Genomic DNA, 14520 nt, shown 5'->3' with positions numbered 1-14520 from the left:
TACTTCCTTATGGATTAAATTTAGGTGTGCGATAGTGGATATCTAATTTGACTAAAACCTTGCAGGCGCTCTTACCATCTGTCTCTACCTCAGTCTCAGAACCTAGTAGGGTTATTTTTGAGGCTGGGCCAGGGAAGGTGATGTTCTTTCCTATTGCAAGGATGATGTCCTGTAAACATTGATTAGCTCTTAAACCAGGAGTTTCACTGAAGCTGTGAGCCTCTATTTCTGTATGTAGAACGTACTCATGGTTATTGCCAGCTTCTGTAACGTCCTCATCCCCATCTCTGTAGATAAGAGCGTCTTCTTCATACTCAGTGGCGTAATCTTGCCAGTAGAGGAGGTTTAGACCTAAATCGGTATTAAAGCCATTAGCAACAGTGATTGCCTCTAATAAACCCCCTAGTGCCTCCACAATTTCTATACGCTTCATGATTCAATAAGCTCCAAGTCTGTGAGTTTGCCGTCACCAGTAGGCTGGACACTTTTAACTGTGTAGGACTTGCCTCTGATGATTAGAGAAGTCTTGTGCTTAACGTTGGCTAAGGCAATATCAGAACTTTTAAAGCAGGCTGTAATCTGCCTGCCATCGGCTCCTATACCCATCAAGGAATAACTATCGTCAAAGATGCAGGGGTAGGTCGCAACGCCTATTGTGGCTGACTCTGCAAAACCTGCCTCATCAAAGAAAATAGATAAGTCCTCATTAAGCATCAGTGGCTTCTCCTTCTTCTTTCACGGCTGGTTTACCTTTAGCTTTAGGTTCTGGTAAGAGCTCAATGTTTTCTGCATGAACAGCCGCAACTACATCGGTTAACTCAACCACTTGTCCTTCTAGGGACATAACCCCGCCATGTACTATTTGCCGACCTGGTTTAACTTGATACTTTTTCATCTCTCTTCTTATTCCTCTAAGCGGGGTGTAAGCAAAAGTTACACCCTGGTTAACTACACAGTTACGGCATCAATGATCTTGGCGAAGCTGGTAGCTCTAGCAAGCTGGATGTCAATGGTTTGCAGTGCGCGAACTTCTACAGTACCAGCGTCAAAACCAACACCGTAAGGGTTGGTAGTTAGCTCTAAAATGCCCCACTCACCAATCATTAGGTCTTGGAAGTTACCAAAGATGATTGAGGATAGGGTAGTACCAGAAGAACCTTTAGTTAAGTTGGATGGAACGTTGTTGGAGACACCGGCCATGTAGCCGTTTAGCTTACCTACTAAGTAGTCAGAGCCAGCGGAGTCTTCCCAAATCCAAGTAGAATCAGTACCCGATGGGTTGCGGATTGTGGTCTTTAACTTGCCACGTACCTTGGCATTGGTTAAGTAACCAAGAGAGCCAACGTCAGCGTTGCTACCAGATAAGGCAGTTTCTAAAGCGACGATAGAAGCCCAGGTAGGAGCAGCCCCGTTTGTTCCTAACGCCACAGTTTGTACACCAGCAGCATTTAAGATGCCTGTGGGCATAGCTCCACCAGTGCCATTGATTGCTGCAATGTCAATACCTGAAGCGATGGACTGACTAAGATTACGTCTTATCCGTGCTTCAATGTCCTCAGAAGTTTGTAACAACATCTGCCTGGTGACCGCTGATTTTACACCAATTGTTTTTGGTCGGAAGCTTACCTTACCGAAGGTAGCGTCACTCTGGGTTACAGCACCGTTTTCAGAGATCCAGTAGATGTTGCTAACGCCATCCTCAGTTGGGATATCGAGGTTTCCTACCAGCCCTGACATAATGTCAGCACCCATACGTAGAACCATAGAACGGTTGCGTAAGAACTCAATCAGACGACCTGAGTTTAAGTCTGTAGCAACTAGGTTTCCACCTTGACTAGCAGTACCAGTGTTTATAGTGGCCCGTTGCATAGGTACTTGCAGGTCACGGACAGGGACGAAGAACCCGTTTGTGGCTTTGTCGAGCTTCTGAGCAATAGCCTCAGAGCATTCACGTTCAAAACCAGCTTTGCTCCAGTCACGGTCTAGAGATGCCACAATAGCTTTGCGAATGGAATAAGCCTTTTCTTCCTTACGGCTCAAACCTAAAGCTTCGATAGGTGCTTGGACTGGGGATTGTTGTTCGGTAGATAACATATTTAATACTTCACTGCGTGCTTGTTCAATAGATGCGCCTTCGTTAACCAACTTGGCGGTAAACTCACGGCTCTGGTTGTGCTTGGCACAAAGAGCTTCTATAGAGGTGATGCGATCGCGCTCTTGTTGGCGAACTTCGTTTAAATCAACAGTCTCGGTAGTCATAGGATTTTCCTTTATTACTTCTAATGTTTGGGGTGTGCTAAGAGTTAGAGGTTGAGCATCTCCAATTAAGGTTCTACCTACACCAACAGAGGGATCAGCAGGTATCGTGACGATGCTTACTTCTAAGGGACACCAGCGGGTTGCGTAGTATTTACTAACGCCTTTGTTTGTTTCCTCTCTAACAGATTCAATTTGGTAGCCAATGGAGACATTTTTGAGTACGCCTGCTACAACTGATTGCCATATTTGTTCTGCCTTAGAATGGACATCAAAATATAACTTGGCATAGAGACGTTTACCTTTTAAATAACTTGTCACTACTACACCAATGTAGTCGTCTGAGTCATGATTAAAAAGTAAATTTGCCCCATTATTTAACCTAGTTAAATCAATAGCCTCTGGAGTGTGTTCTAGAACTTCAATACCCCAGCCTCGGTCTACCTCATACTCACTAGAAATAGGGATTTCAATAGTGCGGTCAGTTTGGTTAACAACTGCTCTTTCAAAGGAGACAGACCGATAATTAACAGAGGTTGTATCTATTGAGTGTTCGCCTGTTATTGGGCGCTGTTCACCATCACCAGTAGGTTCTTCCGTTACTTCTAACTGCTCATTAGGAATGAGGGTGGGTTCAACAGTCTCAACACTCTCTATAACGAGTTCTCTTTTTTGTTTGGTAGGTGCAAAACCCTTACCTTTTGTTTTCATAAGTTCTCTTTTAGAAGTCCACATTATTGGTTCCCTCCCACTTGAGTTGCTAGTAATTCCTCATCTGTTACTGTGGGCGTTTGTGCAGGGGAAAATAATACTAAGTCTATTGATTTGGCGAGGTCTAACTCTCTTTTACGGGTTTTAAAAACTGTCTCTACATCAAGACCTTGCTTGGCTAGTTCGTCTGTTATTGTGCTTAATCCATTGTTGATAGAAGTAACCGCTGAGTTAACTTCTTTCTGTGGGTCAACCCAACTCCAACCGCGTGGCTGCCACTTAACATTGCTATATTTAGTGGGGTTGATTTCATAGTCCTTAAAGTTAAGAACTCCAGACATCACTGCCAGTTCTAGCCAGGATTCAAATACAGATTGGTGCAGTTCTTCTATTAGCCACTGCTGACAGACCTTATAGTTGTCACGCTCAGATAGGAGTGCCAGCCGGCTGCTGCTGTAATTGCTTTGGGAGTAATCAGATGATAGGTTTTCATAGCTGATTCCTAATCCACTAGCAACGCCGCGTAGTGCTTGTCTGACAAACGCTTCAAAACCTGTTGCTGGTCTTGATGGTGCAAACCCATTAAACCGCTCACCAGGAGAAAGTTTAGCGATCGCACCAGGACTTAATTCAGTGATAGACTGACCATTCTCAGTGTCATCAGCCATACTGTCAGGGTCTGCTGACTCTATGAAACCCATAATTGAGGCGCTGCCACGAGCTGATACGATCTCAGCCGTTTCGTAAGCGCCTAGATCGTTAAGTCTACGAGCGCCGCTGTGTAGCCAAGGAACACCGCGAGTTTGTCCAGGGCGTTCTGTAATAAATAAGTGAATTATCTCTTCAGCAGGTATCCTCTCAAGACGTGCAGCTTCAGTAGCTCCATTGAACTGATAATCGCCGGGATGTCGAGTCTTCAGCCAGTACGCTACAGGACGATTCCAACGGTCAACCTCAACCCCCATTCTGATTTCGTTTCCGAGGTGGTTGCCTGAGTGGTTTTCGTCCAGTAGGTCTGGTTCTATTAGTTCTAAAGCCAGTGGTATCTTGCTGCCACCAAAGGACTGCCGCACCTTCCTTATTAGAACCTCACCAGACTCAGCTACAGTTCGCAAAGCTACTTGTTGAACTTGCGCCCAAGAAAGTCTTCCTGCGGTATCACAGTATTTTTTATGACCCCAGCCTTGCCAAGTCTGTTCAATGAGACTGTTTGTAGCCTCATCAAGATTGTCAGAACCTTTCAGCTTTACCTGAGATTGGAAGGGTACGCCGCTGCCCACAGTGTTCACAACTAAGGTTCTAAGACCATTCCGGGCATAATCATTGTCCCGGCAAAGTTGTCGGGAACGGTTTCTTAAAGCAGTTAAGCTACCCCTAATCTCAGAATCTGCACTAGTCCCAGATGCGAACCAGTCTGCGGTCAACCGACTGTGAACAGCACCAGCGTATGACCGCTTGCTAACCTTCCTACCTTGTCTGAAGAAGGCGGTTACAAACTCACGAGTGGTTGACCATAAACCCATAGAAATTAATTTTAAAAGGTTACTACTATAATTATAGTAGTTATCACTATAATACGGAAGCTGTGCGATAAATAAAAAAATAAGTATATTTAAGTAAGAAGTATTTGTAAAAAATATTGTTTATGACTAGTCAAAGAATTGAGACTACAAATAGCCCGCCGGTTCAGTCAGTTATATCTGTGTCCCCACAGTTTCAGGAGCGTCTCCTTGAACAGATGCTCCTACAGAGTGGTGGCATCAGCATAGGCATAATAATGGCTATGGTGGGGTCTGTTGTTTTAGCTAAGTATTTAGGGGTGGGAGAGTTAATTGCTGGGGCTGTTGACCGTGTTGAGAAAGGCACTGAATCTCTAAAGGAGGTTTCTAAAGGCTTATCAGAGCTTGTTTGCGATATCTCTGAAGCTCACCGCGCCAACTCTATTAGCCACGAGAACATCATTAATAAGGTCGAAACTGTAATTGAGAAATTACAGGAGACAAAAGAGCTGGTTAAAGATGTGCAGCGCAGGTTGGATAAATAAGGAAACCCCAGGCGACTAGCTGGGGTTTGGGAGTGGTTAAACTCCTGAAGTTGGCATCAAAGCTTCAAACACTTGGTTAAGCAACTTTGTCGCCTCAGCTATTAGCAAGTAAAGCTGGTCTACTAAATCATTAAACTGCGGGTGCATTTGTCCTAGTAAGGAGATTCTGGTATAGATAGACAGCATCTGTTCTCTGAGCAGGTGAGAGCCGTTGAACTCCCAGCCACTTGACTCAAACACAACCTTGTGAATATAATCTAGAGCAGTAATTTCATCTCTACCAACCAAACTAGCTAGTTCGTTAATCCCTGTGGCGCAGGTATTAATAACAGTAGCGGTTTGAATAAGTGAAGTAGCGGTTGCCATCTTTTTCTGGAGTGTTGTTAGTGTCGTGAATTAACTATACTCCAGGGGGACATGGATTGTATAGGGGTTTCAGATTAGTAAACATAGAATGTTGTTGAATATTAATAACTAGAAGTTATACCAGGGGGACATGGGTTTGTGGTATATTAGAGATATATAGTAGGATAGAAGAACAAGCCCATGCCAGACGAGCGAGTCAGAGATGAGAAAGGAAAGTTCATAACTGAAGATGAACCTAAAACAGCAAAGCTTTCAATGAGGGTGGAGCCTAGCTTGTTAGAGAATATAAAAAGTAATGAGAATTGGCAGGAGCGGGCGAGAGCAGCTCTCAAAAAAGAGTTTCCAGGTTAATGGAAGTAATAAACAAAACAGAACCCCTGACCAATAAACGGTCAGGGGCTTTATTTTTAACCTATCATCAGTCTTTCGCTGCTCTGCCTTTATTCGCGTCTATCCAGGCTATGAGGGCTAAATTTATGGCGGGCGATTGTCCTATCTTTAGTTCCCGGCAAGTTTCTTCTAGTTCAGTTTTAAGCTTTTGTGGGAGTCTGATTGTTGTTGTTGTTGTGATAGTCATGGCTTTGTTGTTTTGAGTATGGTTGGCTTTAATCTTCTAGTTAGCTTTTGGAGTGGGTCTGAAGCTGTCGGCAACTTTTGAAGACTTTTTACCATGCTCTTTTAGTAGTGGAAGTATGTATCCCATCCCTTTTGGAGTTATTAAAATTTGTCTTCTAAAACCAACGCTTGTTGATGTCTCTTTAACAAAAAAGATGCCTTGCTCAATAAAACGCTGATACGGGTGCGCGGTATTTATAAGTAGCTTTAATTCAATGAGAGCTTTGAAGAGGTTGTCACGTCCAATTCCAGGAATAGCTAACAACTGCGCCGCTTCTTGAAATGTTAGATTTCTGCCAGATTCTAGGAATACTTCAGCCGCTTCTGCTTTTGGTAATAATTCAGAGTTGACAGCTTGAAGTTCAGTAGTGGCGGCTTGTAGCTCTTCATTAGCAGCGGCTAAAGCTTTCCTTTCCGTCTCTATAACTACTAAAAGCTTCAAGGACTCTAGAAGGTCTGTAGGTAGTTTAATGGTCTCTTCTGTTTGCTGTGGCTGCCAGCCTGTGAAGCTATGGATGAAGGTTCTAATTCCAGCAGCCGCAAAAGCACATACGTTTTGAGCCGCTTCTACTTTTCCAGACTGAGCGAAATGAGTTATTACACTAGCGCAGAAAGTGTCTCTCAGGATATTGGCATTGTTTAAGTTGGCAGTTGTCCGAAGTGTTAAATCCTCCAAACTACTGCCAGTAAAGGGTTCTAGAATTTCAGAGGGTGATTTTGTCCGAAGTGTTTCTAGCAGTCTTCGTATGGTTTTCTCATCAACGCCACAGGCTCTAGCTAATCCTGACTGAGACATCCCTGACTCGCCTGTCTCTTGAATGGTGTAAAACTCAATACCGTCTTTTTCAGCTCGTAGGACTTGGGCAGATAATGCTAAAGTAGTCATGTGAATCCTTGTTGAATGTTGGGTTCGTTTTACTAAAGCAGCTGTTGAATGTGGGGTTGTTAGAGCCGCCCCTCATTTATGCTGCTTATATTCCCATTGTAGCACCCTGAAGAAGAAAGTGGGAGCGTTTTTAAGTATTTTTTACTATATTTTGCAGCACGAATAGTTATATATTTTCTGCTCTTTCGCCGGTAGTATTGTCTAGCCATGACGTTGTGAAAACTAGAGTTGGTTGTAAGTCCCAATATTAAGTTTGGCTCACTCTGTTTTTAAAACAAAGTGAGCTAAACTACTGCTCTATATAAGTAATGGTCATTGATCATTGGTTCTTAAAAGATGTTGCACCTAACGCCTTTAAATGACCAGTAGCCGCTGCTGTGGCAGGATTGTAGACCGTTGCATACTAAAACCACCGAACCCCCTTAGACTGTTCTCTAAAGGGGGTTCTTTTTTTATGTACCAAAATACTTTATTTTGTAGTATGCTTCCCCTAAATGAGGGAAAGATGAGGGAAAACTACATAGTAGGTGATAGTCAAATCAACGAAACACAGACTCACAAACCTTTGTAGAGCGTATAAGTGTATACCGTTGAGCTACTCACCCACACTAAGACCAATGATATCAGACTTTTGACGCTGGCGCTAGTGTTGCAGTTAAAAAACTGGCTAAAGCGGGAATTTAATTGTGAAAGTGATTTGATTATCGGCACTTTCGACGTGAATTGAACCGCTTAAACGTTTAACCATTGCTTTCACCAAAGCCAGTTCTAATCCAGAATCGCTGGATTTCCAGGGAGCATTGTTAGTAAAGCGATAAAATGGCTGAAAAACCCTTGCTAGTTCATGACTGGGAATCTCTGCACCGGAATAGCTAATTTTTAACTCTACTGTGTTTACACCCAATTCAGCAGAAACGGTGATTGATTCACCTGCGGGGGTGCATTTACAAGCTTGGTTAAGCAGTTGGGTGATAATTCGCTCAAAATCGGTGATATCGGTTTCTAAAGACGGAAGTTTCGCGGCAATATTTAAGTTTAAGTTTTGTTTTTGACAATTGGCAACATCCCGAAAAGACTCGACAATGGGAGTTAGCCAGGTTTGTAAGTCAATGGCGATTAATGTGGGGGGTTCGGGTTCGATTTTGAGATAGGTAAGGGTGAGCAAATCGTTAATTAACTTGCTTTCACGTCCACACTCATGATGTAAAATCTGTAAAAGTTGCGGTACTAATTCTAGATCGATAATACCACTTGGGGTCAGCAGACCTTCTAGAGTTTGAGCAGCAAGACTAATACTAGTTACGGGTGTACGAAGTTCTTGGGAAAGAGTTTTTAGGAATTCGTTTTTGTGACGTTCCCGTTTTTCTAGTTCTTTTACCTGTGCTTTGGTTTTTTCCTGTAGTTGAGATTGGCGAATTGCGATCGCACATTCATTAGCTATCTCCTGTACTAAGCATATCTCCAATGGCTCAAATATGTCCTCTGTTGGTTTAATTAACCAAATATTGCCTAAAATTCCCTGAGAATCAAAAATTGGACAAGCTAGTTGGGAGACAACCTGTACTTGTAGATAGTTTCCGGGCAGAATTTCCACAGATTGCAAAGTTTGTTTTTGCAAAAGTTGCTGATATACTTCGGGAAAGTCGGCAATTTCTCTAATTAATCCCTGACAATGAGGTGAACTAGTACTGTACTCACAGGTAACGGTGGCTGAAGTTTGGGAAGGATTATAAAGTTCGATTTGACATCGTTCCAGTTGCAATAATTGCGCTAATTCTTGAACTGCGGTTTGGAGAACTTCCTGAACATCCACACTATCGCGGATCTTTTCAGTCATCCTTCTCACTAGTGCTTGAAAATTCTGGGACTGATTTAACTGGGATGTATGCTGTTGTTTTTGTAATTCTAGTTGTTCTTGCAGATATTGTACTTGTTTTTGTAGTTCCGCTTGCTTGGCAGCAATACCCAGTTGAATAGCTATTTGTTTGAATAAATCAATTTCGGCTTGTTGCCATTGTCGCTTTTCTCGGCAATGTTGAGCAATCAAAAGTCCCCACAAATTCTGTTTTAATAAAATCGGTACAACTAGATTAGCTTGCACCTGCATGGAAGCCAGAAAATCTCGTTGACAAGGATGCAAACCTGTGGCATAAATATCTTCAACCACGTGAATACAACCACGTCTGTAACGTTCTCGATGTTTGGCATCAAAACAGGGATCTTTGATTTTTCGTCCGAGGAGGAAATCACCAGCGGTAATTGTGGATTCGGCCAAGATTATTCCCCCATTATCCGGCTCAAAGCGATAAATTAAAATGCGATCGCTCTCTAATAAATGCCGAATTTCTTTAACTGTCTGCTGGAGAATCGTTTCTAAGTCTTGACATTGACGAATTCTCAGCGTTGTTGATGCTAATAAGCGTTCCCTTTCTGCTTCTATTTTTCCAGCTTGTTCTGCTAGCTTTGAGGGAGTAATATTGCTACTAGTGCCAATCAGTCTATAAATTCTAGAGTCAGCATCTCGCAATGGCGTTAGAGTTGTACTCCACCAAGTGAATATTCCCTGAAATTGTAAACATTGTTCATAGGAAATCGTTTTCCCAAAACGTACACAATCAGCATAACGCTGACGTACATTAGCAGCATCAACAGGAGAGAGAATATCCTCTGGTTGTTTACCCCGGAGTTCTTCAGAGCGAATACCAAGCCACCTTTCATGGGTAGGATTAAGTGCTAAATAGCGAAAATCCCCGTCTTCCAGAACATCGACGATAAATATAGATGTCTGCACAGAATCGTACATACTAAGTAGAAATTGCTCGCTACTACTTTTTTTATCTGCTTCTGTGCCGAAAAAAATCTGCGGTGGTGCTGGGTTTGTCAAATTTGGGATCGATTCAACTGGATTGATTTTCATGGGAGAGCCTCTATTTTGGACTGCTGACTCTATCTAGGCGCTCTCTCTTACATATTAATCGTGATAACAAATTCCCCTTAGCGCCTAAAGCTAAGTGTTGTTCAGATGTTGTTCATGGATTTATATCTTTCTCTACTTCTAATCCAAAATTGCCGTAAGTAAGCTAAATAGAATAGCGTAATTAAACACAGATATTTACCCCTCCCCCAACCCCTTCCCTAGTAGAGAAGGGGAGATTAAAATCCTCTCCTTTTGTCGGGGAGAGGTTTGCAGAGACATATTATATTTAATTAAGCCCACCCACTGAATAGGCGTAAACTCAAGCATTCCTGATGGTTGCAGGCAAAAATACATTTGTATTGTCAGGGAATGATACTGGAAGTATTTTTAATTATGCTTTGTTATTATTGCATATACTGAGTTACGAATTTAGGTCAATTTCATAATCTTAACAATTCTTTACATTATCGCCAGGATGTTTTCGTGGGAATATCTCCTCATCAGCAGTTAAAAGTTACAGCAGATTGCAGATCAATGGGGTACAGAATCTAAATTGAAACCTAGACACATTCGCCAGTTTTACTCCTGACTCCTGACTCCTGACTCCTGAATTCTGCTGTATTTAAGCAATTTATAAGCGCTAATGCCTGTCAAGATTCCCACAATCAACCAGGTAATAGCTAAACCGACAACTTCACCTAAAAATAACTGTGTGAGACGGTGCAGAAATAGCCCTACAGCCGAACCAGTGGAAACAGCAACAGCCCAACTTGCGGAACTCACGAACATCCAACACCATACCCAAGGAACTGATTGAGGCATTGCTATCCACCATTGTGCCAGACCAATCACTAAACCGCCTATACTTCCGGAAATAATCCCTAAGAAAATTCTCAGAGGGAAAAACTCACTTGATGGTACATACCAACCCACCGCACCTACACCAGTAGCCGCAATTACCACCCAACCGAAAATAGTTGATAATACCCAGCTTAGAGGAAAGATCCTCTGTCTGAGTATATAAGATTGGGGAAGTGCGATCGCTAATCCACCTATACCTGCTTCTAGCAAACTAATATCCGACTTTTCACCAATTTCAATCCACAGCAAACTTAATAGAAAACCACCCAAAGTGGCAATAATCCACAAAGATGTAAAACTTAAAATACTATATTTAGGTTTTTCAAATGCTAATTGCATCACACTTTTTTCAGTTTTAAAGGTTTGACAGCTTTGTTATAAAACATTTCTAAAAAAGCATTCCTCCGCTTTTGAGGTGATTCGGGGGAAATGTAACCCCACAAACTTTCCCAATAGAAAAAAGAAAATCCAAAAAACTTGTGTTCACGCACAATTTGTACTTTTTCTTTAATGCGATTAATATTCACAGGACTGATTAAAGTTCCCGTTGATATCCCAATACTCACAGGAATCTTCGTCAAAGCTGATTGTACCGCAGGTTTTTCAATTTCTGCAATAAAAGAATTTTTATCATCTCGATATACTTGCAAAATTAATTCATCCACTAAACCTTGATTTACCCAATTTTCCCAATCTTGTAAATAGTATTTATATGCAAAATACTGTGAATTTGGAGAAAGAGATATTTTAGCATGAGGCTTAATTTCTTTTACCTCTTTATTAATTTGGAACATAAAATTGGTAATTTTATCCGCCCTCCAGCGCATCCATTCCCCATCAAAAGGATCTTTAGGTGGACTTTTCCCTAGATGTTCTTTCTGGTAAAGTTTGATAGTAAAGGTATCATAACCAAATTGTACAGGCATTCCAAAATGATCATCAAGTTGAATTCCATCTACATCGTAATTTTTAACAACTTCTAAAATTAAACTTTTAAGAAATTTCTGTACTTGCGGATGAAGAGGATTTAGCCAAGCTTGTCGATTAAATACACCATCATTAATCTCTTCCGGTAGGTTTTCATTAACAGAATTTATACCTTGTTGTCCAATTGTCAACCATTCCGGTTTTAACTTTGCTAATTTAGAATTAGGTGGAGTCATTAACCCATATTCAAACCAAGGAATCACACTTAAATTTTTATTTTTAGCCAACCTTACCAACTTGGCTAAAACATCATTTCCCCCATGCACGAAATTAAGAAAAGGTTGAACATCTTCACCTGTTATACTTTTAGCAACATCACTTTTATAGAAAGTGTAACCTCGATTCCAAACTACCGGATAAATTGTATTAAAATTCAGTTCAGCTAATTGATTGATAGCGCGGTTAATACCCCAAGGAACAAAAAGTACACCACTAGCAACATTAGTCAACCAAACACCACGAATTTCTGTAGTGACAAGACTTGTTTTTTGAGAAGAAACCAGAGTTGAAGAAATTGGCAATATGGTTAAACTGAATACAAATCCTAAACATAGGAATAATAAAAAACAACGGCGTAACACCCTATTCATTGGGAAACTAGACTTAGTTTTATCCTCTATATATAACTACAAAATTAACTTATATTTATCAGGATTATGTAATGATATCAAGATTTGTTGATAAAATAATAAAAAAATGTAGGTTGGGGAGCCATCGCTGTGGACGGGTTTCTCGGCTTGTAGCGAATGGCGTTTGACGTAAGGAAACCCAACTTTATCGAAACTTTTGTTGGGTTGCGCTGTTGCTTAACCCAACCTACGTAAATATTGATTTTGCTTCCTTGAATAGACTGTATTGGCTTATACCTTATCCATTAAAATCTTTCCACTTCCGGAAACTGCTGAATTGAAGCCTTTGCTGCTTCTCCACAAGTACGAGGAGTGGGGAAAATTTTCCCAGGATTTGCTAAACCTTGAGGATTAAAAACCTGTCTTACCCATTGCATAGTTTCTAAATCAGCATCACTAAACATATCTGGCATATAGCATTTTTTGTCTGCACCAATACCATGTTCACCAGAAATACTACCACCAACTTTTACACATAGCTTGAGAATTTCTCCCCCCGCTTCTTCCACTTTTTCCAACTCACCAGGGATAGAATTATCAAATAAAATCAAAGGATGAAGATTTCCATCGCCAGCGTGAAACACATTGGCAATTTGATAACCGTATTTTTTGCTTATAGCCTCAATTTCATTCAATACATAAGGTAATTGAGTCCGAGGAATTACCCCATCTTGGACATAATAATCAGGGCTGATATGTCCCGCAGCAGCAAAAGCAGCTTTTCTCCCTTTCCATAATTTTAATCTGGTTTCTGGGTCAGCAGCAGAAGTAATATTCCGCGCTCCATTTTTTAAACAAATTTCTGCTACTCTCTGTTTATTTTCGGAAACTTCTACTTCTAAACCATCAATTTCTACTAACAAAATTGCCGTCGCATCACGAGGATAACAATTTGTAGCGACAACGTCTTCAACTGCGTTAATACTAATGTTATCCATCATTTCCATACCACCAGGAATAATTCCCGCGCTGATGATATCCGAAACAGTTGCGGCTGCATCTTCAACACTGGTAAAATCTGCCAAAAGCACACAAATTGATTCTGCACTTTTAAGAATTCGCAAAGTGATTTCTGTCGCAATTCCTAAAGTTCCTTCTGAACCGACAAATACACCTGTTAAATCATAACCTGGCATTTCGGGAATTTGTCCCCCGATATCGACAATTGAACCGTCAGGAAGCACAAGTTTTAAACCCAAAACGTGGTTAGTGGTGACACCATATTTTAAACAATGTACTCCACCTGAATTTTCAGCAATATTCCCACCAATTGAGCAAATAATTTGGCTAGAAGGATCTGGTGCATAATAAAAACCAGCACCGCTAACGGCTTGTGTCACCCAGCTATTTATGACTCCAGGTTGAACAACTGCAAGTTGATTTTCTAAATCAATTTTGATGATTTGCCGCATTAAAGATGTGACAATTAAAACTGAGTCTTCAGACGGTAAAGCGCCACCAGATAAACCAGTTCCAGAACCTCTGGCAATGAACGGGACGGAGTGTTGATTACAAATTTTGACAACTTCGGCTACTTGTTCTGTGGTGCGGGGTAAAACTGCAACTGGAGGTGTTTGGCGATAGCTGGTTAAGCCGTCGCATTCGTAGGTGAGGAGTTCTTCCCGGCGTTTTACTACTCCTTTTTCACCTAGAACTGCAATAAATTTTTTGATGATGGGTTTCCAGTTGATTTGTTTTTTTTCTTGGGTAAGCATAGTCTATTAATGGTAGATGTTTATTTTTACTTTAAGGCTATTTGTGTGGTTATGGAAGTTGTTTTTTTGCACGCAGAGACGCGGAGGCGCGGAGAGGAGGAGGAGGGTTTTTGATACATCATTTACCATTGGTTTTTTGTTCTAGCCCTTCCCTTATGCTACGGTATTAAAATAAAACTCAAATATTACACTTCCCTCTGTCTAAATATGAGTAGCTACCCTGATTTCCGCGAACACGGCTATCACGTTATTAGAGAATTAGGACGTAATCGAGAAGGTGGTAGGATTACTTGGTTAGCTACAAATATTAACACAGGGCAAGAAGAGGTAATTAAGCAGTTTTGTTTTGCTCAAGCGGGTTCGAGTTGGTCTGGTTCAGAAGCACACGAACGGGAAATACAGGTACTCAAAGGATTAGAATATCCAGGTATTCCCAGTTATTTGAATTCTTTTGCTACATCTGATGGTTTTTGTTTGGTTCAAGAATATATTGATGCTGCCACTTTAGCAGAACCTCGCAGTTTTTCACCAGA

Annotated in this window: 14 protein-coding genes and 1 pseudogene; 3 read left to right on the top strand and 12 right to left on the bottom strand. The window is 41.2% G+C overall.

What is annotated here, in order from left to right; translation table 11 throughout:
• Positions 1-7: 7 nt before the first annotated feature.
• The 5 genes from H6G68_RS22245 to H6G68_RS22225 are packed head-to-tail and all read right to left on the bottom strand — an operon-like array spanning position 8 to position 4490.
• Positions 8-433, bottom strand: a complete 426-nt coding sequence (locus H6G68_RS22245) for a hypothetical protein (protein ID WP_190908596.1) — start codon at positions 431-433, stop codon at positions 8-10.
• On the bottom strand, positions 430-714 hold the full coding sequence (locus H6G68_RS22240; RefSeq protein WP_190908595.1) for a head-tail joining protein: 285 nt from the start codon (positions 712-714) through the stop codon (positions 430-432). Before H6G68_RS22240 ends, H6G68_RS22245 begins: the two co-directional genes overlap by 4 nt.
• Positions 707-895, bottom strand: a complete 189-nt coding sequence (locus H6G68_RS22235) for a hypothetical protein (RefSeq protein ID WP_190908594.1) — start codon at positions 893-895, stop codon at positions 707-709. Before H6G68_RS22235 ends, H6G68_RS22240 begins: the two co-directional genes overlap by 8 nt.
• Before the next feature lie 53 nt (positions 896-948).
• Positions 949-2967 carry a phage major capsid protein gene (locus H6G68_RS22230; protein ID WP_190908593.1) on the bottom strand — a complete coding sequence of 673 codons (2019 nt, stop codon included), beginning with the start codon at positions 2965-2967 and terminating at the stop codon, positions 949-951.
• A gap of 23 nt (positions 2968-2990) precedes the next feature.
• Positions 2991-4490 (bottom strand): phage portal protein, encoded by a 1500-nt coding sequence (locus tag H6G68_RS22225; RefSeq protein ID WP_190908592.1) that lies wholly within the window; start codon positions 4488-4490, stop codon positions 2991-2993.
• A gap of 122 nt (positions 4491-4612) precedes the next feature.
• Between H6G68_RS22225 and H6G68_RS22220 the strand changes: the two genes are divergently transcribed.
• Entirely contained in the window at positions 4613-5011 is a 399-nt protein-coding gene (locus H6G68_RS22220) for a hypothetical protein (protein ID WP_190908591.1), read from the top strand.
• Between the two features lie 36 nt (positions 5012-5047).
• On the opposite strand, the gene H6G68_RS22215 is transcribed toward H6G68_RS22220, so the two are convergent.
• Positions 5048-5377 carry a hypothetical protein gene (locus H6G68_RS22215; protein ID WP_190908590.1) on the bottom strand — a complete coding sequence of 110 codons (330 nt, stop codon included), beginning with the start codon at positions 5375-5377 and terminating at the stop codon, positions 5048-5050.
• A gap of 180 nt (positions 5378-5557) precedes the next feature.
• Between H6G68_RS22215 and H6G68_RS22210 the strand changes: the two genes are divergently transcribed.
• Positions 5558-5728 carry a hypothetical protein gene (locus H6G68_RS22210; protein ID WP_190908589.1) on the top strand — a complete coding sequence of 57 codons (171 nt, stop codon included), beginning with the start codon at positions 5558-5560 and terminating at the stop codon, positions 5726-5728.
• A 67-nt stretch (positions 5729-5795) separates the two neighbouring features.
• Here H6G68_RS22210 and H6G68_RS22205 read toward each other — a convergent pair whose 3' ends face one another.
• The 6 genes from H6G68_RS22205 to glcD form a co-directional block, all read right to left on the bottom strand.
• A complete protein-coding gene (locus tag H6G68_RS22205; RefSeq protein WP_190908588.1) occupies positions 5796-5954 on the bottom strand; it encodes a hypothetical protein in 159 nt (52 codons plus the stop codon).
• 36 nt (positions 5955-5990) lie between these two features.
• The gene (locus H6G68_RS22200; RefSeq protein ID WP_190908587.1) at positions 5991-6878 is read right to left on the bottom strand and encodes a phage antirepressor KilAC domain-containing protein; all 888 of its coding nucleotides are present in this window, start codon (positions 6876-6878) and stop codon (positions 5991-5993) included.
• A 667-nt stretch (positions 6879-7545) separates the two neighbouring features.
• Positions 7546-9795 carry a sensor histidine kinase gene (locus H6G68_RS22195; RefSeq protein WP_190908586.1) on the bottom strand — a complete coding sequence of 750 codons (2250 nt, stop codon included), beginning with the start codon at positions 9793-9795 and terminating at the stop codon, positions 7546-7548.
• A gap of 579 nt (positions 9796-10374) precedes the next feature.
• A complete protein-coding gene (locus H6G68_RS22190) occupies positions 10375-10995 on the bottom strand; it encodes a hypothetical protein (RefSeq protein ID WP_190908585.1) in 621 nt (206 codons plus the stop codon).
• Entirely contained in the window at positions 10995-12233 is a 1239-nt protein-coding gene (locus H6G68_RS22185; protein ID WP_190908584.1) for a glycoside hydrolase family 10-like protein, read from the bottom strand. The genes H6G68_RS22190 and H6G68_RS22185 overlap by 1 nt, the downstream gene beginning before the upstream one ends.
• A gap of 284 nt (positions 12234-12517) precedes the next feature.
• Positions 12518-13987 (bottom strand): glycolate oxidase subunit GlcD, encoded by a 1470-nt coding sequence (gene glcD, locus H6G68_RS22180; RefSeq protein WP_190908583.1) that lies wholly within the window; start codon positions 13985-13987, stop codon positions 12518-12520.
• Positions 13988-14194: 207 nt separating this feature from the next.
• Here glcD and H6G68_RS22175 point away from each other — a divergent pair.
• Positions 14195-14520, top strand: a pseudogene (locus H6G68_RS22175) (serine/threonine protein kinase); the annotation flags it as partial.

This window comes from Anabaena catenula FACHB-362 (assembly GCF_014698735.1).
Classification (GTDB): domain Bacteria; phylum Cyanobacteriota; class Cyanobacteriia; order Cyanobacteriales; family Nostocaceae; genus Anabaena; species Anabaena variabilis_A.
Note: the sequence above shows the minus strand (reverse complement) of the source record. Positions and strands in the feature narration are given on the sequence as shown.

Coding starts and splice junctions, on each gene's coding strand:
- H6G68_RS22200 (WP_190908587.1), bottom strand. CDS start 6,878: ATGACTACTTTAGCATTATCTGCCCAAGTCCTACGAGCTGAAAAAGAC.
- glcD (WP_190908583.1), bottom strand. CDS start 13,987: ATGCTTACCCAAGAAAAAAAACAAATCAACTGGAAACCCATCATCAAA.
- H6G68_RS22210 (WP_190908589.1), top strand. CDS start 5,558: ATGCCAGACGAGCGAGTCAGAGATGAGAAAGGAAAGTTCATAACTGAA.
- H6G68_RS22245 (WP_190908596.1), bottom strand. CDS start 433: ATGAAGCGTATAGAAATTGTGGAGGCACTAGGGGGTTTATTAGAGGCA.
- H6G68_RS22195 (WP_190908586.1), bottom strand. CDS start 9,795: ATGAAAATCAATCCAGTTGAATCGATCCCAAATTTGACAAACCCAGCA.
- H6G68_RS22205 (WP_190908588.1), bottom strand. CDS start 5,954: ATGACTATCACAACAACAACAACAATCAGACTCCCACAAAAGCTTAAA.
- H6G68_RS22240 (WP_190908595.1), bottom strand. CDS start 714: ATGCTTAATGAGGACTTATCTATTTTCTTTGATGAGGCAGGTTTTGCA.
- H6G68_RS22230 (WP_190908593.1), bottom strand. CDS start 2,967: ATGAAAACAAAAGGTAAGGGTTTTGCACCTACCAAACAAAAAAGAGAA.
- H6G68_RS22190 (WP_190908585.1), bottom strand. CDS start 10,995: ATGCAATTAGCATTTGAAAAACCTAAATATAGTATTTTAAGTTTTACA.
- H6G68_RS22220 (WP_190908591.1), top strand. CDS start 4,613: ATGACTAGTCAAAGAATTGAGACTACAAATAGCCCGCCGGTTCAGTCA.
- H6G68_RS22215 (WP_190908590.1), bottom strand. CDS start 5,377: ATGGCAACCGCTACTTCACTTATTCAAACCGCTACTGTTATTAATACC.
- H6G68_RS22225 (WP_190908592.1), bottom strand. CDS start 4,490: ATGGGTTTATGGTCAACCACTCGTGAGTTTGTAACCGCCTTCTTCAGA.
- H6G68_RS22235 (WP_190908594.1), bottom strand. CDS start 895: ATGAAAAAGTATCAAGTTAAACCAGGTCGGCAAATAGTACATGGCGGG.
- H6G68_RS22185 (WP_190908584.1), bottom strand. CDS start 12,233: ATGAATAGGGTGTTACGCCGTTGTTTTTTATTATTCCTATGTTTAGGA.